The following is a 19,885-nucleotide window of genomic DNA, read 5'->3' on the forward strand; positions in this document are numbered from 1 at the left end:
CCGAACGTTTTATTTATCGCTATGATTGGTTTATCGCGACGCAAACGCATAGGAGCCATATGGATATCAGGCGGAAGATCACGCAGGGCAAAAGCCTCACCCCCACCGAGCAACAACTTGGGCGAACGGCCCTCGCCATGGGCGAGGATGTGCGCGGGCTTTCCATTAAGGAATTTGCCGCGTGCGCCAACGTTTCGGTCGCGAGCGTGCACCGCTTTTGCAAAAAGCTCGGCCTCGAGGGATTCAAAGACCTCAAGGTCGAGCTCATCCGCCAGGCGACCGAGGCGGGCAACCGGCGCGACGTGGACATCAACTTTCCCTTCGATGCCACCTCCACCCCTGCGCAGGTGATGGAGCGCATGGAGGGGCTCTACCAGACCACCTTGGCCGAAACGCAGGAGCTGCTCGACCCTGCACAGCTCGACCACGCCGCCAAGCTCATCATGCGCGCCGGCACCGTGGACATCTACACGGGCTCGCATAACCTGTATCCAGCGGGAATGTTCCGCGATCGCCTGCTTTCCGCCGGCAAAAGCGCGACGTGCCACGACAGCGTCGAGGCGCAGGTGCGCACGGCGCTCGCCTCGGGTCCCGACCATGTGGCAATCATCATCTCCTACAGCGGCCTTGCCCCCAACCTCAAGGAGATCTTGCCGATCCTTAGCAGTCGACATGTCCCGGTCATCGTCATCGGCACGCCGTACTGTGCCCGCATTCACCCCGGCTTTGCCGCCTATCTCACGGTAAGCGACCACGAGAGCATGACGCACCGCATCACGCAGTTCGCCAGCCATATCGCCGTGCAATACGTACTCGATTCGCTCTATAGCAGCTACTTTGCCAAAGATTTCGCCCGCTGCTCCGAGTTCTTAGAGCGCTCGTTCCCCTACACCCGCCTGCCCGGACTCAAGTAGCCATTTAAAAACGTCCCCGATGGCTAACAGCCGACCTAATAACGACTTCTCGTCATTAGGTCGGCCATATCAACTCTAATAACTATTTATTCCGTAAACTCGTTATTAGAATCTGACGCAGGAGACCAGGCTCACATGTGGCACCATGGCGAAAAGCAGCTTGCCCCTGCACGACTAGTCATTGGGGGCGTTCTTAAATGACTAGTCGTTTAAGAACGTCCCCAAGGTGCCGGCAGAAAAGGAACGTCCCCAGGTGCCACATCCGGAGCAAGACGACGCCGCAAGTAGAGGACGGACAGCGAGCGGGTCGCATTTGAGACAAGGTGACGTGAAACGAAAGGGCGCTGACCTTCTGGTCGCGCCCTTGAAGTTGAACGTCAGATTGTCCAAATGCGGCCCGCGTAGCGTCGGCCGGTTCCGCGGTTTGGTAAAACCGCGGAACCTACTTGGCTCCGTACTGCTCGTAGTAGGCGTCGATAGCGGTCTTGAGCTCGTCGTCGATGACGACTTTGCCGTCGATCTCGTGGTTGTAGAGGGTCTCGACGACCTCGGCCATGGAGACGATGCTCGCGACGGGGAAACCGTACTTGGCCTCGATCTCCTTCTGCGCGGTGGTCACGCCACCCTTGCCGACCTCCATGCGGTTGAGGGACACGATGAGGCCCTTGATCTCGACATCGGCAGCAGCCTTGACCTTGGGATAAGTCTCGTCGATGGACTTACCGCTGGTAGTGACGTCCTCGACCATGACCACGCGGTCGCCGTCCTGGGGCTCGTAGCCCAGCAGGTTGCCCTTGTCGGCGCCGTGGTCCTTGGCCTCCTTGCGATCGCAGCAGTACTTGACCTCCTTGCCGTACAGCTCGTGGTAGGCAATTGCGGTCACGACGGCCAGCGGAATACCCTTGTAGGCCGGTCCAAACAGCACGTCAAAGTCGTCGCCATAGTTATCGTGGATGGCCTGGGCGTAATACTCGCCCAGCTTTTTGAGCTGATAGCCCGTCACATAGGCGCCGGCGTTCATAAAGAACGGGGACTGACGGCCGCTCTTGAGCGTAAAGCTGCCGAATTTAAGAACGTCGGACTCAACCATGAACTTGATGAACTCTTGCTTGTAAGCCTCCATGCGGGCTCCTCTCGTAATCGCGTACGTGCCTTCCAGTTTAGCGCAGGCAGGGCGCGTTGCGGGCGCGCTTTGGGGCCTCGGCATTCTGTAAAGGCTTTGTCAGGGGCAATGGTTTTCCAAACATTGGGGTTGACACGGCAAACCCCCTCATCAAGAATACGGGCGGATTGTAACGGGTACGAGATACCCAAAGCGCGCCGCGCCCGGCCTTAAGGAGGTGTGCCATGGAAGGCAGTCATAGTCGAAAAACCTGCATGTCGCCCTCGGCACGCCGCGAGGATTCCGCGCACGCATAAGCGCCAACAGCCGATCGTCAAAACCACCACAAAGGTGCCTGTCCCTTTGTGGCGGTTCGAAAGCATGACGTGAGCGACATCTAGGTTTTTTGAAGCACATACGACACGTACGCTAACTCCCTTCAACAAGGAGGACCCTATGCTGATGCTCAAAACCGCCACGGTACTCGAAGCCATCTCCAAGCGCCGCCACACGGCGCGCCCCGCCGCTCATACCGGCATGTCCAAGAACACCATATTCGCCGCCACCCATAGCGCCGAGGATGCCCTCGTGCTGCTCGACGCCATAGCCGACGGCCTCACCGCCGAGCACGCCGCCGAGCGCCTGAGCGCCGTCGGCCCCAACACCATCGAAGCGCCGACCAAGACGCTCGCCCGCCGCATCGCCGACGCGTTCGTCGATCCCTTCGCTGGTATCCTCGCCGCCCTCGCACTGGTCTCGCTCTACATCGACGTGCTCGCCGTGCCCGAGCTGCAGCGTGACCCCTCCACGGTCATCGTCATCGGCATCATGCTGCTGGTATCGGGCGGCATGAAGTTTATCCAGGAAGCCCGCAGCGGCAATGCGGCCGAGGCCCTTAAGGACCTGGTCTCCAACACCTGCTGTGCCCTGCGCGACGGCGAGCGCGTCGAGATCCCCTTCGACGAGCTCGTCCCCGGCGATGTAATCCGCCTCTCTGCCGGCGACATGGTGCCGGCCGATGCCCGCATCATCACCGCGCGCGACCTGTTTGTGATCGAGTCCGCACTCACCGGCGAGAGCGAGGCCGTCGAGAAGACCGCTGCCATCACCGTCGTCGAGGGTGCCGACGGCTCCGCGCTACCACTCTCTGCCTGCAAGAACATCGTCTTTACCGGCACCTCCGTGCAAAACGGCACCGCCATGGCGCTTGTCGTTGCCACCGGCTCGGACACCTACCTGGGCGGCATCGCCAAGATGCTCAACGGGCGCGGCGAGAAGAGCGCGTTTGACCGCGGCGTCTCGAGCGTCTCCATGCTGCTCGTGCGCCTCATGCTCGTTATGGCGCCGGCCGTCTTTGCCATCAACGCCGCCACCAAGGGCAACGTCATCGATGCGCTGTTGTTCGCCACGAGCGTGGCCGTGGGCATCACGCCGCAGATGCTTCCCGTCATCGTGACCACGAGCCTGTCGCAGGGCGCCAAGGACCTCGCCCGCCGCCAGGTTATCGTCAAGGAGCTGCCGGCGATCCAAAACCTCGGCGCGATGGACGTCCTGTGCTGCGACAAGACCGGCACCCTCACCGAAGACCGCATCGTGCTCGAGCGCTACCTCAACACCGACGGCAACGAGGATGCGCGCGTGCTGCGCCATGCGTTTTTGAACAGCTTCTTCCAGACCGGCCTCAAAAACCTTATCGACCTGGCCGTCATCGACCGTGCCGATGTGACGCCCTCGACCGTCGTGCCCGATTCTATGCTGGGCCAGAGCCTGCGCGACCGCTATACCAAGGTCGACGAGGTGCCCTTCGATTTCTCGCGCCGTCGCCTGAGCGTAGTTGTCGCCGACGCCCAGGGCAAAACCCAGATGGTCACCAAGGGGGCTGCCGAGGAAATGCTCGAGATCTGCTCCTTTGTCGAGGTCGACGGCGCCGCCCAGCCGTTCACCGAAGATAAGCTCGCCCAGATTCGCAAGCAGGTCGCCGGGCTCAACGCCGAGGGCCTGCGCGTGATTGCCGTGGCGCAGAAGACCAATCCGCGCTGCGTGGGCGAATTTGGCATCGCCGACGAGTGCGACATGGTGCTGATGGGCTTTTTGGCCTTCCTCGATCCGCCCAAAGCAAGTGCCACGGGCGCCGTCGCCACCCTCGAGGCCAAGGGCGTCGCCGTTAAGGTCCTGACCGGCGATAACGACCGTGTCGCCGCCACCATCTGCGAGCAGATCGGTATCGACGCGAGCAACGTCTTGCTGGGCTCCGAGATCGATGCGCTCGACGATGCCGAGCTTGCCGAGCGCGCCGAGCACACCCACCTCTTCGCCAAGCTCTCGCCACTGCAGAAGGCGCGCCTGGTGCGCGTCATGCGCGAGCTGCTCGACCACACTGTGGGCTTTATGGGCGACGGCATCAACGACGCCGCCGCCATGCGTGCGAGCGACTGCGGCATCTCGGTCGATTCGGCCGTCGACATCGCCAAGGAATCCGCCGATATCATCTTGCTCCAGAAAGACCTGGGCGTGCTCGAGCGCGGCATCATCGAAGGCCGCCGCACCTACGGCAACCTGCTCAAGTACCTCAAGACCACGGTGAGCTCCAACTTTGGCAACGTGCTATCCGTGACCGTCGCGAGCCTGTTCTTGCCATTCTTGCCCATGAGCGCTCTGCAGTTGGTGCTGCTGTCGCTGGTCTACGAGATCGTGTGCATCGCGCTGCCGTGGGACACCGTCGACGACGCCTGGACTGCCCGTCCGCGTGCTTGGGACGCCGCGTCCATCAAGGGCTTTATGCTCGAGCTGGGCCCCGTGAGCTCACTGTTTGATATCGCGACTTTCGCCGCGCTCTTCTTTGTGGTGTGCCCCGCCGCCGTGGGCGCAAGCTGGGCAGAGCTTGCCGCTATAGGCGACGTCGCAGGCATGGCGGCCTTTACGGCGCTCTTCCAGAGCGGTTGGTTTGTCGAGTCCATGTGGTCGCAGACGCTCGTGGTCCACATGCTGCGCTCCCCGCGCCTGCCACGCCCGCGCGACCACGCCGCGCCCGCGCTGTGCCTCCTCACCGTGCTGGGCCTGGTGCTCGTCACCTGGCTGCCGGCAAGCCCCATCGCCGATGCGCTAGACCTCATGCCGCTGCCGCCGAGCTTCTTCGCGCTGCTCGTCAGCATCGTCGCCGCCTACATCGCACTCACCCAGCTGGCCAAGCGCCGCTACATCGCCCGCCACGGCGAACTGCTGTAACTCCACAGGCGCTCCCGTCAAAACCACCACAAAGGTGCCTGTCCCCTTTGTGGTGGTTCGCGCTGGCAGTGGCTGCCCAAAACAGCTAAAAAAGCCCCGTCCCAAATGGGCTAGTCCTTGGGCGCCCAGGACCAGAAAAAGTTGATGAGGGCCACACGTGAGGAGGCGCCGGTCTTTTTGTTGATCGAGGCGATATGACGGTAAAGCGTGGAGCGCGAAAGGAAGAGCGTTGCGGCGATGTCTTGAACACTCTCGCGCGATGCGACCAAGGCCTCCAAAATATCGCGCTCGCGCTGCGTAAGCTCAAAGGCGACGGCGAAGGTATCGAGACGCTCGTCGAGTGTGGACTCCGGCACCTCTGCGGGGGCGGGCTCGCTCTGGGCGGATACGGGATCCGTGCCAAGGTCGCTAGCAGCAAACGCCAGGTCGCCGCGCACTTCAACGTCATAGACCTGATGCCCAGACTGTCCCAGCAGCGAGATCGCAATGCCCACAAGCAGTACAAGCCCCACGCCCACTGCCAACAGCACGTTCTGGCTCGAGACAATCGCCACCGCCGGTGCCGTCACGAGCATCGCGCAAACGTTATTGATGACGCGGCCCATACACGGCCACAGATACGACCAATGCGCATACACCGAAATGGCGGCAAACTTCGCCGTGAAAAACACCACGAAGAAGCCCGCACCCAGATAGAAGATGACGGTGGCGGCAAGTATGTTGGCGCCGTTGGCATCGGTGATAAGCACAGCGAATGAGAGCGTGGACAACATGGCGGCGCAGGTCATGATGATGTTCATACACGAGCGCCCGCGCAGGTCAAATAGGGCGCCGGCGAGCAGAGCGCTCACGCCCATCAGCAAGCGCGACCAATCGCCCAAGTCAACGGACCCGGCGGCGTGCGAGATCGTGAGCCCCGCATTGAGGGCGGCAAACACCCCGGTAAGGCAGGCGGTTGCAATCGTCAGACGCACCACGGCGCGCCGAAAAGCCGCCGTTGACTCGGGATCGTTTCGCCATTTGGCGCCAAACTCCGATGCATCCACCGAAAGCTCGGAGATATCGGGTTCAGGCCCAAACTCAGATTCGCCGCGCAGCTTGGCACGGCGGACGCCGTGGAGGAGCGCCACCTGCGCGACCGCACAGGCAACAAAAACAAACTGCTGCGGAATCCCCGCGGGTATCACCATGTGGCTGAACACCTGAAGCAGGACGCCCAGAGCATATGAAAGCGCCGCCGCGCGCGCCAAGTACGGCGTCCGCGCAAAGCGCCGCGCAAAGTTGGCGTGAGCGGTCGATCCGCAGTAGCCCAGCGTGCAACACGCCATCAAACCGCCGGCAATTACCACCTCAAACCGAACCGCCATAATCATCAGCAGCAATGCCGACACCAGCAGCACGCCCGTGATGTCGCTCGTCGTATCGATCGCGCGGGGGCGGCGATAGTACAGAATAGGACGCACAAAAAAGCCGATTACGCTCGCACCGACGATGAGGGTCTCGTAGGTAGCAACCTCGCTCGGCGGCACAAACTCGGCCACGCGCATGTCGAAGAGGTACTCGCCAGCCAAAAACGTAAAATAGAACAGCGCCAGGCATATAATCTCCCGAATGCCCCAACGCAAATACGCTGTTGTGTCTCCCATACCTTTCATGAATACCCCCCCCCCCGCAGTCGCTTAATGGCCTGCAAACTCATTCTATTAGAGAACCAGTCCTAATATCGAACCTATCCTCAAAATGTCGCTAATTTGACCCCAACAGCCCACGGCGTAAACCGATTTTGAGCCGCAAGGCCCAGAAGGGGCGCGCACGGCTTGCAGCTCGGCAAGGAGTGTCCCCAACTGCCACTCATTTAAGTACGTCCCCAATGAGTGCAAGTGACGCAAGTGCCAATCAAATGACGAGAGCGGATAATCTCCCACTTTGAGCCTGTATGCAGGCCAAAAACGGGAGATTATCCACTCTCATTCTGTGGGTAGCCATTGGGGACGTTCTTAAACGACTAGTCAAACAAGAACGTCCCCAATGATTATGTCCAATGCGCTACACCAGGCGTATGGCCTCCTGGACGGCACCGTAAAGGTTGGCGTCGTTGCCGAGCTCGGCCGCCTTTATCTGCGGCACAGGAATGCCGGCAAGGGTCCCTTCGTAACTCGCGAGGGCCAGCGGCATCTGCACACGCAGGGCATCGACGAGCTCGGGATGGCACGAGATGCCGCCTGCGATCACAAAGACCTCGGGGTCGAGCACGGCCTGCAGGTTGATGAGCTGTCCGTCAAAGGCGCGAGCGTAGCGGTCGAGCGCGCGCTGCGCCGCCATGTCGCCATCCGCGATCCACTCAAAGACGCGGCGGCCGTCCACCGGAGAATCCGCAGGCAGGCCCTTCTCGGCAACGGCGGCATCGCGGAGCGCACGCCAACCGCCCGAACCCGCAAAGGAGTTTTCCATGCTCGCAGCAGTCGTGACATCGTTGCGCAAGAAGCTAAACTCGCCTGCAAAGCAGTGCGCGCCGCGCAGGACCTTGCCGTCGATGACGATACCGCCGCCGATGCCCGTGCCGATAGCGAGCACCACGCCAAAACGCGTCCCGCGCAGAGCGCCAGCCGCATACTCACCGAGTGCACAGCACTTACCGTCGTTATTGACGGCAATCGGCACCCCCAGAGCCTCGCGCATAAGCTTTCCGAGCGGACAGCCATCCATAAACGTGAGCGCACCACCGCGATGGATCGTTCCTGTGACATCTCCCTCGTAGATGCCGCCGGGCGCACTCACGCCCACGGCGCTCACGCGCTCGCGATACGGCTCGACGAGCGAGATCAGCGCCGCGACCGTCTCCTCAGCCGTGGTAAAGCCCGTCGGCAGGCTTCCGCGCTCGCGGATGGAAAAATCCTCGCCCAGCACAGCCCATTTAACGGCCGTACCGCCCACATCGATTCCAAAAAACTCCTGCATGTTCACTCCTTACAAGCGTAGCCCCGGACGCGCATCGCCGCGACCATCACAGGGGCTACCCCCCCTGCGATGGTCGTGCAGCAAGTCACGCCCGGAGCCGATTATCTCTGTTTTACGCCTCTAATTTGGTCAGGCGAAGCATCATATACTGCTTACTTGGGAGATCGATGCGGAACTTGCCCTCAAAGGTTCCGGGAAGCTCCTCCTCCGTCATGCCCCATGTGTCCACGACACTCACCTTGTATCGAGCGCCCGACTCGCCCTCAAACTCACGAGACCACTCATTTAAGTACGTCCCCAATGAGCGTGGCGGAATGGCTCCCCTTGGCAGCTTAAAGCCGTCATGCAGGAACCATTCCGTCGCAGCCTAATGAAAGGGACTGGGTTGTAAATGTTGGAGAAGAGCCGTTAGCGCCCGGGGGCCAGGATCACCAGAGCGTCGTGCTCAAAGGGATGCTGAGCCACGCGCACGGTGCCGTCACCGTTATCGCGGACGGGCAGCTTGGCGATGCGCTTGTCCTCCATGTCGAGGACCGTCGCCGTCCAGCCTCGCGCGCCGTCGAGCTTAAACTTGAGCGCCGTGGTGCGCGGCAGGTACGTGACGACGCGATCGCCAACGCGCGCCACACGAATGGACTCGCGCGCGTCGTCGAGGAGCTCCTGCGCCGGAACCACGGCAAGTGCATCGTCGGCAGCCGTAGCGCCCAGGGCGGCAAGCACGTGCTCGATCGCGCCAAAGTCCCACACACCCGCAAACTGCAGGCACTCTTGCCAGCGGAAGGGCATGTCGAAGCCCTCGCCCAGCACCGAGCCTTGGCTGCGCGATGTCTGCCAGTTCCAAACGCCGTGTGCGCCGTAAGTTACGCCGGCACTGGCGCCGGCAAGAATCGACGACCATACGCTCGCGCGGCAATCCTGCGCGGTGAAGCGCCAGTACACATTGCGCGACGCACCCATCTGCTCGTAACAAGGCTCAGAGTTGACCATCGGCTTTTTAGGGTAGTTGGCGATAAAGTCCTGCGGCAGACGCCATGCCTCGGGCTGGCCCTCGTAGTTGTGGCCGGGCTGGAACATATAAAAGTCCAGACGGTCCAGATACTGCGCCGGAATGGTGCGATTGGCGCGGTTGATATGCATGGTGCGCAGCGCCTCGGGCGCGCGCTTGACGACCTCGTCGAGCGCGTCCTCGTAATAGGCGATCGCCTCGTCGCCGGCAAAGTCGGTATCGCCCGTCACCACGTAGACGGGGTTGAACTCGCCCAGGTTCTCGACGACGCGGGCAACGTGGGCACGGACCTCCTCACGCGGCATAACCTCGGCGCCGCAACGCTCGGCGATCTTGGCACCCCAGGTACCGGGCACGTAGTTGCACCACATAAGCACGAGCGCCGGACGGATGCCGTGCTCGACGGCAGCACGGCACATGGCAGCGGCGCGGTCCCAATATGCCTGGTTGGGACGGGACCAATCAAAGTGCACGCCGTCCTCGCTGGCATAGGGCCAAATGCCCAGGTCGGGGCAGCAGCGGTCCCACTGCGGCAGCGTGTTGATCTGCAGCACATTCATGCCCTGCTCGGCACGGCGGGTCAGGTAGTAGTCCCAGTCATCCTCGGCAATGCTCGTAAATGCGCTCCAGCACGTATCGGCAAACCAGAAGAACGGTTTGCCCTCGCACAAAAAGCCGTCCTGGCGACCGTTGACGGTCAGCTTTCCCAAACTCATCTGCATGTCCTTTCGTTTGATAAAGGATTTGCGAACCGTCGGGGGCTTTCGCGGTAACCCCGTGCGAAAGCCCCTGCCGCTTGGCAAACCCTCGCGGGCGAATCCCGTCCGCCCCATCAGTCTACCTTGCAAGAAGGGCCCCGCCGGGCTTACGCCTGACGGGGCCCTGTCGTGTAGGTGAGGTCATATGTGACCGAACGGTTTGGCCTTAGGCCTCCATCTCGGCGAGTTCCTCCTTGGAGAAGCCGCAGGCAAAGACGACGGCAGCGGCGATGACAAAGGAGATTGCCATACCAACGATAGCCCAGACGGTGTTCATCTGGCCACCCTGCAGGTAGTTGGTGAAGACCAGGAAGTTGGACGCACCGCCTGCGAGGTAGTAGGTAACCCCCATGAGGCCGGAGAACACAGCGCCGATAGCACCGCCGATGAACATGCCAAACATGGTGCGACGGAAGCGCATGAGGATGCCGAAGAGCGCGGGCTCGGTGACGCCGCCGGCGATGGCGGAGATGACGTAACCGATGGCGAGAGACTTCTCGTCGGGGTTCTTCATCTTGAGGAAGGCACCGAAGGCGCAGCCCCAGACAGCGGCCATAGCGCAGTTGGTGGAAACGAAGACGAAGGGATCGTAACCGGCAGCGATGATCTGAACCTGGGCGAGCAGGATGACGGGCATGTGCATGCCGCAGACCACGAAGAGCTGCCAGAAGGCGCCGAGGATGGCCATGACGATCAGGATGCCGATGCCGCCAAGGTCAGCAAGGCCGAAGAGGGCGTTGGCGATCAGCGTACCGATCTCGTTGCCGATCGGAGCGAGGACGATGAAGGCAATGGGGATCGTGACGATCATGGTGCAGAACGGCGTGAAGACCGTGGACAGCACGTCGGGCATAACCTTCTTAAAGAACTTCTCGATGAAGTACAGGACGGGCACCGAAAGGATGATCGGCAGGACGGACTGCTGGTAGTTGGCAGCGGCGATCTGGATGCCGTAGACGGAGATGATTCCGCCGCCCTCCTGGGTGGCGACGCTCACCACGGAAGGAGCCATGAGGGCGCCACCGAGCAGCATGCCGAGCACGGGGCTGGCGCCGAGCTTCTTAGCGGCGGCATAGCCCAGGTAGATGGGGATAAAGGTAAACGTTGCCTCGTACAGGGTGGTGTAGAGGAACGTGTAGGTCGGGTCGTCGGCCGAGAGCACACCGAGCATGGTGGGGCCGAGGACGGCCGCGATGGTGCGGAACAGACCGCCGGCCATGAGCAGCGGGATGAGCTGGGTCATGGAGCCCGACAGATAGTCGAGGATGATGTTGGGCAGGTTCTTGAGCTCGAACTTCTCCTTGGGAGCATCGAGGTTCTCGTTGACGGCCTCACCCTGCTTGACACCGGAGATGGCGACGAACTCGGCGAGCACCTTGGGCACGTTCTGGCCGATGATGACCTGGAGCTGGCTGCCGGCAAACTGGCAACCCAGAACACCCTTGACCTTCTTGATCTTCTCCACGTCGGCCTTGCTGTTATCCTTGAGCGTCAGACGCAGGCGCGTCATGCAGTTGGTGGCAACGGAAACATTCTCCGCACCGCCCACGAGCTCGAGGACATCGGTGGCAATCTGCTTGTTATCTACTGCCATGGGACCCCTCCCCATATCTTCGTGTGCCAGCCCCCTTGGGCTTAGGCACGCCTTTGGCCCGGCGACTATAACCCCTTACGGTTGCCGGACCCTTGGATACGCTTTTGTAAACAAGGTGTTTACTGAACGTTTACGGGCTTTAGTTTACACGGAGCGCCGAATTTATGGCAATTTTGCCGTCTACAGTCCGGTGAACGGTAGGAAATCGGGGGTGAACGTATTTGCATGGCGGGAGATGGTCTCTTTGACCCTCTATTGATATATAGCCATTTACGTGGGATTTTATTTTGATGAACACCTCACTGATCTGTTAACTCATCAACAGAATCCCTGCTAGAAGCTAGTAAACATACGTTTAGTAGTTCACGACGTGTTCAATTTTGCCGTTTACCGAGTTCATCTGGTTATTCTTCAATTCTAGATTACACTAAACATGTTTAGTTTGTATTGCCGCAGATGCCAGGCATTCGCGGCGCAAGGGAGGCAGCTCATGGAACTCAAATTGTGTACCTACGCAACCGTCACCACCTTGGGCGACTTTGGCCCCTGGATCAGCAAGGTCGTACTCGACCTGCCCTGCACCGTGCGCGCCAACGACATCGACGCGAACACCTTCCATATATATGTAGAGCGTCACGAGCGCTCGGGCGATGTTCTGATGCGCAAGGAACGCGGCGCCGACCATGCCGCGCCCTCCGTGGGTTACATCGACATTCTCGCCGCATATCCGTGCGACGAGAACGGACGTAAGCTCGCCGTGGGCACCCATGTGGCGCTCGAGGTCGCCGAGCAGCGCCTGACCAAAAAGATCGAAGGCGGCGTCATGGGCTCGCGCATGCTCGATGACCAGTTGCACATCACGCAGCTCGCGGCTCTTCCCGGCAACGACGGCGACGATCCCACCTGCGGCCTGGTCTTCGACACCTGCCGTGGCGATATCTGCCCCGCGCTCAAAGGCTGGAGCAACGCCACGCAAAAGACCGCCGTCGACGGCATCGCGCTCGAATACGGCTTCTTTGAGCCCAGCTTTAAGGCAGAGGACTCGGCCTGCTTCAATCCCTTCGCGCCCGAGGCGACGGTCGTACCCCAAAAGGCACCGCTCGTGGTGTATCTGCACGGCGCCGGCGAGGGCAAGGGCGCCACGCAAGGCGAAGGCGCTACGCGCGCCTATATCGGCAACCGCGTGACGGCCATTAGTCAGGCGCAGATCCAGCGCTACTTTGGCGGCTTTGCCTGGGTGCTCGTGCCGCAGTCGCCCACGTTTTGGATGGACAACGGCGTCGAGCAACTCGGTCGCTCCAACCAGAGCATCTACTCCTCCGTGCTCAAGGCGCTTATCGACGAGTTTGTCGCCGAGCATGTCGACCGCATCGACACCGACCGCATCGTGGTCGCCGGTCTTTCCAACGGCGGCTTTATGACCCTGCGCCTGTGCGCCGACTACCCCGATTTCTTCGCCGCGGGCCTTCCCTGCTGCGCCCCGTGGTACAACGCCACGGACGAGGACGTGGCCGCGCTCGCCAAGACGCCGCTGTGGTTTACGCACTCCAAGGGCGACGAGCTCGTGTCACCGCAACAGACCGTGCTGCCGCTCACGGCGCGCCTGCGCGATGCCGGCGCCAACGTGCACCTCACCTACTTTAGCCATGTCGAGGACCTGACCGGCGTGTATCGCGAGGCCGACGGCTCGGCCAAGAAGACGTTCAACCACGGCGTGTGGATCCACCAATTCAACGACCTGTGTTATCAAGACTTCGACGGGGGCAACGTACTCATCGACGGCGAGCCGGTGGGCTGCTGGGAGTGGTCGGCCAGGGTTTCGAGGTAACCATCCCATCGGGGGCTCTGACCTTTAGTTTTGTAAACGTCCTCGCGCATGAGCCCCGCTTATCCTGCTCCTTCGGAGCATCGGATAAGCGGGGCTCGCGCTGCGGAATGTTTACAAAACTAAAGGTCAGAGCCCCCTAAGTTAACGTTGTTCGAAACGCTGGTCGGCCGCTTCCGGCGGGCCGCCGGGTCGCGGGCGATGGGGGCGTGGGTCCCGTCTTGCCTTGCGCGTAACTGGCTGAATTGATTTTGATTGGAGCTGTTCCTATGTCCCAGAAGTTGACTCGAGTGATTGTTACCACTGATATGGAAGTCGATGATATGAACTCGCTTGTTCATTTGGCTCTGTATCTCAACTTGCTTGATGTTCAGGCTGTGGTGTATACGGCTTCGCAGTATCACTTTCTTGGGGATGGGGTTCATACGCTCGGCGAGGTGAATTCGCATTGGCGGACCAAAGGGCGGCGCTCTTATGAGTGGGCTGTTGTGCCTCATGAGCCCGATCCGCTAGCCGGCGAGCTTCGTGAGTATCGGCCGTTTCCCGAGCATTGGATTGAGAGTCTCTGGAGTAATGAATATGCCCAGGCTTGGCCGCAGTTGCAAGCAAATGCGGCCGCTGCCGGTGAGCCGCCGTTTCCCACGCCCGCCCAGATGATCGAGCGCACCTTTGTGGGAAATGTTGCCTTTGAGGGTGATGTGACTGAGGAAACTGAGGGGTCTCGCGTAATTGCGCAGGCGATTCTGGATGATGATCCGCGTACGTTATGGTTGCTCAGCTGGGGTGGTATGAATACGATCGTTCGCGCCCTCATGAGTATTGCCGAGCGCTATCGCGCCACGCCCGAGTGGCCCGCCGTGCAGCAGCAGGTCTATCAGAAGGTGCGCGTGATGGGCGTTGCCGATGGCGTGGGACAGGACAACTCGTGGCTCGACCATGGGCGCGAGCTCTTTCCCGAGCTCATCTTTTGGCGTACGCCCTATATGTATGGCAACTATTTCGACGCCAAAACAGCTCAGCCCGATACGCTGCCGCTGTTTAAGGCTCCCTGGCCCGAGCAGAATCTCACGCAGGGCAACGGCCCCCTCATGGCACGCTATATGCTCTATGGCGATGGTAAGGTCTACGAAAACGAGCCTGAGCGCTTTCAGTTTGGCAAGCATGCCCGTCTGGATTGGGGCCTGGAAGGCATGCCCGCGATGCAGTTTGAGCGCGGCGATTTTATGGCCGAAGGCGACAGCATGACCTATATTCCGCTGCTGCCGTTTGGCCTGCGCGGTATCGACGACCGCGGCTTCGATACGCTGCTGGGACGCATGTTTTTTGATGGGCATCCCGATGCGAACGCGCCCGCCGGTTTTGCCTCCATCGGCACGCCCGCAGACGACAATCTCAATCCCTATCTGCGTGCCTATCAGGAAGACTTTGCCGCCCGCGCGCAATGGTGTGCCCATGATCCGGCCATCTGCTCGCATCCGGCGCATGTTGTCGAGGTCACTGCCGACCGCAGCGCCACAGCCGGCGAGCGCGTCAACCTTACAGCGACCATCGTCGACCCCGACGGCAAGGGCTTCGATGCACATTGGGATGTGGCCGTAGACCCATCGAGCTATGCAGGCGTCCAGGATCTGTCGATGTGGCAAGAATGCACGGTAGACACCGCTTTCATCGTGCCCGCCGACGCGCGACCCGGCGACCGCCTTGTGCTCACCCTCACCGTCCAGACGCGCGCCGAGCGCCCCTGCACCCGCTACGCCCAAATCGCCGTAACCGTGGCATAGCAAGGGCGGCGCCCACATTCGGCAGCCGCCGCATTCGGCAAAGAGTGTCCCCAGGCGTCAAACGAGCGGGGATTTTTGGACACCCAAACAACGAGAGCGGACAATCTCCCACTTTGAGCCCACAAGCAGGCCAAAAATGGGAGATTATCCACTCTCATTCTGCGGGTACTCATTGGGGACGTACTTAAATGAGTAGTTTCACTCATTTAAGTACGTCCCCAATGACTAGTCAAAAATGGGCCATGTGTCCCAGTTGTGGAGACTCGTTGAGCCGTCTGGGTATCGTGAAAGGCTGCGCACTCCCCCATCATCAAAAGTGACACACGCTACCAGTTGATGGGAGGCAGCCATGGGCTTCTTTGACAAGATGTTCGAGAAGAAAGAGTGCGCGATTTGCGGTACCGAGCTGGGACTTCTAGGTAAGACAAAAATCAATGAAGGCTACCTGTGCAAAGAGTGCGCCGGCAAGCTCTCCCCCTACTTTCACGGCTATCGCTCCAGCACTGCGGACGATATCCGCGAGCAGCTCGCCTACCGCGAGGCCAATGCCGAGCGCCTGGCGTCGTTCAACCCCACGCGCACGCTTTCTGCCGGGCGCACCAACATCATGCTCGATGAGGACGCGGGCCTGCTGATCATCACCTCGCAGAGCCGCTGGCGCGACGCCAATCCCGACATCATCGAGTTCTCGCAGGTACTCGGCTGCGATATGGATATCGACGAGCATCGCACCGAAATCTATCGCGAGACCGAGGACGGCGAGCGCGAGAGCTACAACCCGCCGCGCTACGACCTGGATTACGACTTTAATCTGACCATTCACGTCAACACGCCGTACTTTACCGAGATCAACCTGCGCGTAAACGACTCCACCATCGATCAGCGCGGCTCCATCGAATACCGCGAGGCCAAGCGCCAGGCAACCGAGGTCCGCGACGCGCTGGTGCAGCTGCGCCAGGAGACGCGCGACAGCGTCGTGGCCGCCAAGGCCCCCAAGACCGCGGTGACCTGCCCCTTCTGCGGAGCCACCACCATTCCCGATGCCAGTGGGCGCTGCGAATACTGCGGCGGCGCCATCGGCGCATAGCCTCCGGCACGGAAAGGACCGATCATGGCCTTCGAGAGCGTCAACTATCAGTGCCCTGCCTGCGGTGGCCCCCTGCATTTTGCAAGCGCCGAGCAAAAACTCGTCTGCGACTACTGCGATTCGCGTTTTGAAGTCGAAGAAGTCGAGGCTCTCTATCGCGAGCGCCAGGACAAGGCAGATGCCAAAGCCGATGCCGCAGCCGCAGCTCCCAAACCTGCTGCCGACGATGCCGTGCAGGAGCTCGCCCAAAACGCCGGTTACATCTGCTCGTCGTGCGGCGCCGAGCTCGTGTCCGACGGCACCGTCGCCGTCACCACCTGCCCGTACTGCGGCAACTCCGCCGTGGCGCCCGGCCAGCTCTCTGGCGACTTCTCGCCCGACCTGGTGATTCCGTTTAAGCTCGGGCGCGACGACGTCACGGCCGCACTCAAGGAACACTACAAGGGCAAAATCTTGCTGCCCAAGAGCTTTGTCACCGACAACCACATCGACGAGGTCCAAGGTGTCTACGTGCCGTTTTGGCTCTACGGCGCCCGCGTTGACGGCGAAGTGTACTTTGACGCGACCAACGAGACCGTGACCGAGGAATCCGACCGCACCGTCACGACCACCGACCACTACGATGCCTACCGCAAGGGCAATATCTCGTTTAAGCGCGTGCCCGTCGACGGATCGTCCAAGATGCCCGACGGCCACATGGACGCCATTGAGCCGTTTGACTACGGTGCCCTGCGCCCATTCTCGGTCGCCTATATGCCCGGCTACATCGCCAACCGTTACGATGAGGATTGCGAGACGTGCAAAGCGCGCGCCGAGCGCCGCATGGAGGAGAGCACGATCTCGGCCCTGCGCGAAACCGTCGTTGACGAGTACGACGACGCCACAGTCGAAAGCAAGCAGCTCGACTACACCTGGGAAAACAGCGATTATGCCCTGTTCCCCGTGTGGATGCTCTCTACCTCGTGGAACGGCAAGAGCTACCTGTTTGCCATGAACGGCCAGACCGGTCGCATGGTCGGCGAGCTTCCTTGTTCCAAGCCCAAGCTCGCGATCGCCTCGGTGCTGTTCTTTGTGATTGGATTTGTCCTCTCCCAGATCCTCTTCATGGGTGAGAACGCCTTCGATCTGGATTACCTCGCCTTTGATATCGAGGGCATCCTCATCAACATCGTCGCGCCGCTGATCATCGTGATTATCGGAGACGTGCTACTGGTAGGCCAGCTCAAGACGGCCAACGAGGCCACCCACGCCGACGAGTACTGCGGCGAGCTCGACCTGACCGAGAAGCACGACACCTTCAGCCACACCGAGACCACCGTTGTCATGAAAGACGACAAGGACGACTAACCATCCTGACCAATACCACCCGGCCTTTGACGAGAAAGGAAGATCACCATGGGACTCTTGAAAGCTGGATTGGGTGCTGCCGGCGGCGTCATGGCCGACCAGTGGAAGGAATTTATCTATTGCGAATCGATGCCTGCTGACGTCTTGGCCTGCAAGGGCAGCAAGCGCACCGGTGGCCGCAGCTCCAACACGCGCGGCGAGGACAACGTCATCTCCAACGGCTCCGTCATCGCCGTCAACGACGGCCAGGGCATGCTCGTGGTGCAAAACGGCAAGATCATCGAAGTCGCGCTGGAGCCTGGTGAGTTCGTCTTCGATACCGGCAGCGAGCCGAGCGTCTTTAGCGGCAACCTGGGCGATTCCATCAAGGAGACCTTCGCCAATATCGGCAGCCGCTTTACTTTTGGCGGCGACGCGGGCAAAGACCAGCGTGTCTACTTCATCAACACCAAGGAGATCATCGGCAACAAGTACGGTACCGCCTCGCCTGTGCCCTTCCGCGTGGTCGATAACAACATTGGCCTGGACGTCGACATCTCCGTGCGTTGCAACGGCGAGTATTCGTACCGCATCACCAACCCGCTGCTGTTCTACACCAACGTGTGCGGCAACGTGACCGATAGCTACACGCGCGACAAGATCGACAGCCAGCTTAAGTCCGAGCTGCTCACCGCCCTGCAGCCCGCCTTTGCCAAGATCTCGGAGATGGGCATTCGCTACAGCGCCATCCCCGGTCACACCACCGAGCTCGCCCGCGCGCTCAACGAGGTCCTCTCTGCCGACTGGCGCGACCTGCGTGGTGTCGAGATCGTGAGCTTTGGCGTCAACTCCATCGCAGCCTCGCAAGAAGACGAGCAGATGATCAAGGACCTGCAGAAAGCCGCCGTCATGCGCGATCCCACTATGGCGGCAGCCAACATTGCCAGCGCCCAGAGCGACGCAATGCGCGCGGCAGCCGCCAATCCCAACGGCGCGATGGCAGGCTTTATGGGCATGGGCATGGCAGGTGGCATGGGCGGCATGAACGCCAGCCAGCTGTTCGCCGCCGGCCAGGCACAGCAGCAGGCCGCCCCGCAGCCGGCTCCGGCACCCGCTCCCGCACCGGCTCCTGCCGCTGCCCCCGCGGCCGGCACATGGACCTGCAGCTGCGGCGCCACCAACACCGGCAAGTTCTGCTCCGAGTGCGGCAGTCCCGCACCCGCCCCGGCACCGGCCAAGTGGTTCTGCCCCAACTGCGGCAGCGAAAACGGCGGCAAGTTCTGCAGCAACTGCGGAACGCCCAGGCCCTAGCCCCTCTATCTGGTAATTAGCGGGGGATCCGCCACCCCCGCATTTGCTTCTATGGGTTTCGTTCGATAAAGGAGGACACCATGAAGACAACGTTCAAAAAGTCCGTACTCGCATTTCTGACATGCGTCCTTGCGCTCGCCTTTGCCCTGACGGGCTGCAGCGGCGGCGGCAAAGACCCCAAGGCCAACTTCGTCGGCAGCTGGGAACTCTCGGGTGGAACCACGGAGGGCGAAGAGCTGACCGATGAGTATATGGATATGTTCGAGGAATGGGGCATCAGCTGCATCTTGGTCCTGGACGAAGACGGCACGGGCAGCCTCGATTTGTTCTCCGAAGTTTCCGACCTAAAGTGGGAGGCCAAGGACGCTACCACCGCGAGTATCACCGTCGACAAGGAGACGACCGACGTGAAGCTCGAGGACGGCAAGCTTGTCCTTGAGGACGGCGAGGACAAGCTCATCTTTAGCAAGTCCGATAAGGACCTATCCGGTACCGTGAAGAAGGATCGCGAGGCCGCCGAGAAGGAAGAGGAAGTCGAGGAGGCCGTCGAAGACGGCGATGTCCAGAGCGTCGAAATCTCCCCCGCCGTCACTGTCGCCGATGACGACCTGTGCACCATCACCATCACCGAGAAGTTCCAGGACGACTGGGGCGACATCGGCTTTGTCGTCAACATCGTCAACAAGAGCGACAAGGACCTGACCTTCTACGCCCCCACCGGCAAGACAAACGTCAACGGCACCATGAAGGAAGCCTGGTTCTCGGCCCACCTGATGCCCGGCACCAACGCCACCGAAGAGTTCACCTTCTCGAAGGGCACGCTTGACAGCTTCGACAGCCTAGTCAACACGACCATCGGCATCGACGCCTACCTGACCGATTCCTACGAGGACGTCGCCTCCTACAGCGCAACCATCGCGTAGCGGTAGACCACGACAGCCGCGGATTGGCGGACACATCCGCGCACACCAGACGGGGCCGCAGGAGATGATCCTGCG

At 61.0% G+C, this 19,885-nt stretch carries 14 protein-coding genes; 8 read left to right on the top strand and 6 right to left on the bottom strand.

The window, feature by feature from the left end; genetic code table 11:
- Positions 1-59 precede the first annotated feature (59 nt).
- Positions 60-914: a MurR/RpiR family transcriptional regulator gene (locus DW211_RS01170; protein ID WP_118258725.1), complete on the top strand. Its 855-nt coding sequence runs from the start codon at positions 60-62 to the stop codon at positions 912-914.
- A gap of 442 nt (positions 915-1,356) precedes the next feature.
- Here the strand turns inward: DW211_RS01170 and pyrE are convergent, their stop codons facing one another.
- Positions 1,357-2,037, bottom strand: a complete 681-nt coding sequence (pyrE, locus tag DW211_RS01175) for an orotate phosphoribosyltransferase (protein WP_118258727.1) — start codon at positions 2,035-2,037, stop codon at positions 1,357-1,359.
- A gap of 435 nt (positions 2,038-2,472) precedes the next feature.
- Here pyrE and mgtA point away from each other — a divergent pair, with 435 nt between their 5' ends.
- Positions 2,473-5,241 carry a magnesium-translocating P-type ATPase gene (gene mgtA, locus DW211_RS01180; protein WP_118258728.1) on the top strand — a complete coding sequence of 923 codons (2,769 nt, stop codon included), beginning with the start codon at positions 2,473-2,475 and terminating at the stop codon, positions 5,239-5,241.
- A 110-nt stretch (positions 5,242-5,351) separates the two neighbouring features.
- Here the strand turns inward: mgtA and DW211_RS01185 are convergent, their stop codons facing one another.
- The 5 genes from DW211_RS01185 to DW211_RS01205 all read right to left on the bottom strand — a co-directional run bounded on the left by DW211_RS01185 (position 5,352) and on the right by DW211_RS01205 (position 11,557).
- Positions 5,352-6,896 carry a helix-turn-helix transcriptional regulator gene (locus tag DW211_RS01185; protein ID WP_118258730.1) on the bottom strand — a complete coding sequence of 515 codons (1,545 nt, stop codon included), beginning with the start codon at positions 6,894-6,896 and terminating at the stop codon, positions 5,352-5,354.
- A 391-nt stretch (positions 6,897-7,287) separates the two neighbouring features.
- Entirely contained in the window at positions 7,288-8,199 is a 912-nt protein-coding gene (locus DW211_RS01190) for an ROK family protein (RefSeq protein WP_118258732.1), read from the bottom strand.
- A 112-nt stretch (positions 8,200-8,311) separates the two neighbouring features.
- Positions 8,312-8,500: a DUF5605 domain-containing protein gene (locus DW211_RS10360; RefSeq protein WP_117778724.1), complete on the bottom strand. Its 189-nt coding sequence runs from the start codon at positions 8,498-8,500 to the stop codon at positions 8,312-8,314.
- Between the two features lie 107 nt (positions 8,501-8,607).
- Positions 8,608-9,921, bottom strand: a complete 1,314-nt coding sequence (locus DW211_RS01200) for a DUF4038 domain-containing protein (protein ID WP_118258734.1) — start codon at positions 9,919-9,921, stop codon at positions 8,608-8,610.
- 208 nt (positions 9,922-10,129) lie between these two features.
- The gene (locus DW211_RS01205) at positions 10,130-11,557 is read right to left on the bottom strand and encodes a PTS transporter subunit EIIC (RefSeq protein WP_117818312.1); all 1,428 of its coding nucleotides are present in this window, start codon (positions 11,555-11,557) and stop codon (positions 10,130-10,132) included.
- Between the two features lie 490 nt (positions 11,558-12,047).
- Here DW211_RS01205 and DW211_RS01210 point away from each other — a divergent pair, with 490 nt between their 5' ends.
- The 6 genes from DW211_RS01210 (at position 12,048) to DW211_RS01235 (ending at position 19,810) form a co-directional block, all read left to right on the top strand.
- The gene (locus tag DW211_RS01210; RefSeq protein ID WP_118258735.1) at positions 12,048-13,385 is read left to right on the top strand and encodes a prolyl oligopeptidase family serine peptidase; all 1,338 of its coding nucleotides are present in this window, start codon (positions 12,048-12,050) and stop codon (positions 13,383-13,385) included.
- A 266-nt stretch (positions 13,386-13,651) separates the two neighbouring features.
- Positions 13,652-15,163 carry a nucleoside hydrolase-like domain-containing protein gene (locus DW211_RS01215; protein WP_117634543.1) on the top strand — a complete coding sequence of 504 codons (1,512 nt, stop codon included), beginning with the start codon at positions 13,652-13,654 and terminating at the stop codon, positions 15,161-15,163.
- A gap of 349 nt (positions 15,164-15,512) precedes the next feature.
- Positions 15,513-16,250: a DUF4428 domain-containing protein gene (locus tag DW211_RS01220; RefSeq protein ID WP_117758603.1), complete on the top strand. Its 738-nt coding sequence runs from the start codon at positions 15,513-15,515 to the stop codon at positions 16,248-16,250.
- Between the two features lie 24 nt (positions 16,251-16,274).
- Positions 16,275-17,597, top strand: a complete 1,323-nt coding sequence (locus tag DW211_RS01225; RefSeq protein WP_118258737.1) for a hypothetical protein — start codon at positions 16,275-16,277, stop codon at positions 17,595-17,597.
- Between the two features lie 48 nt (positions 17,598-17,645).
- Positions 17,646-18,887 (top strand): SPFH domain-containing protein, encoded by a 1,242-nt coding sequence (locus tag DW211_RS01230; protein ID WP_089573532.1) that lies wholly within the window; start codon positions 17,646-17,648, stop codon positions 18,885-18,887.
- Positions 18,888-18,967: 80 nt separating this feature from the next.
- Positions 18,968-19,810 (top strand): hypothetical protein, encoded by an 843-nt coding sequence (locus tag DW211_RS01235; RefSeq protein ID WP_118258738.1) that lies wholly within the window; start codon positions 18,968-18,970, stop codon positions 19,808-19,810.
- Positions 19,811-19,885: the final 75 nt, after the last annotated feature.

The organism is Collinsella sp. AM18-10 (assembly GCF_003471585.1).
Taxonomy (GTDB): domain Bacteria; phylum Actinomycetota; class Coriobacteriia; order Coriobacteriales; family Coriobacteriaceae; genus Collinsella.

Excerpts from the sequence above, each read along its gene's own strand:
- DW211_RS01170 (WP_118258725.1), top strand. The coding sequence starts at position 60 with ATGGATATCAGGCGGAAGATCACGCAGGGCAAAAGCCTCACCCCCACC.
- DW211_RS01215 (WP_117634543.1), top strand. The coding sequence starts at position 13,652 with ATGTCCCAGAAGTTGACTCGAGTGATTGTTACCACTGATATGGAAGTC.
- DW211_RS01220 (WP_117758603.1), top strand. The coding sequence starts at position 15,513 with ATGGGCTTCTTTGACAAGATGTTCGAGAAGAAAGAGTGCGCGATTTGC.
- DW211_RS01205 (WP_117818312.1), bottom strand. The coding sequence starts at position 11,557 with ATGGCAGTAGATAACAAGCAGATTGCCACCGATGTCCTCGAGCTCGTG.
- mgtA (WP_118258728.1), top strand. The coding sequence starts at position 2,473 with ATGCTGATGCTCAAAACCGCCACGGTACTCGAAGCCATCTCCAAGCGC.
- DW211_RS01235 (WP_118258738.1), top strand. The coding sequence starts at position 18,968 with ATGAAGACAACGTTCAAAAAGTCCGTACTCGCATTTCTGACATGCGTC.
- DW211_RS01185 (WP_118258730.1), bottom strand. The coding sequence starts at position 6,896 with ATGAAAGGTATGGGAGACACAACAGCGTATTTGCGTTGGGGCATTCGG.
- DW211_RS01190 (WP_118258732.1), bottom strand. The coding sequence starts at position 8,199 with ATGCAGGAGTTTTTTGGAATCGATGTGGGCGGTACGGCCGTTAAATGG.
- pyrE (WP_118258727.1), bottom strand. The coding sequence starts at position 2,037 with ATGGAGGCTTACAAGCAAGAGTTCATCAAGTTCATGGTTGAGTCCGAC.
- DW211_RS01200 (WP_118258734.1), bottom strand. The coding sequence starts at position 9,921 with ATGAGTTTGGGAAAGCTGACCGTCAACGGTCGCCAGGACGGCTTTTTG.
- DW211_RS01225 (WP_118258737.1), top strand. The coding sequence starts at position 16,275 with ATGGCCTTCGAGAGCGTCAACTATCAGTGCCCTGCCTGCGGTGGCCCC.
- DW211_RS01230 (WP_089573532.1), top strand. The coding sequence starts at position 17,646 with ATGGGACTCTTGAAAGCTGGATTGGGTGCTGCCGGCGGCGTCATGGCC.
- DW211_RS01210 (WP_118258735.1), top strand. The coding sequence starts at position 12,048 with ATGGAACTCAAATTGTGTACCTACGCAACCGTCACCACCTTGGGCGAC.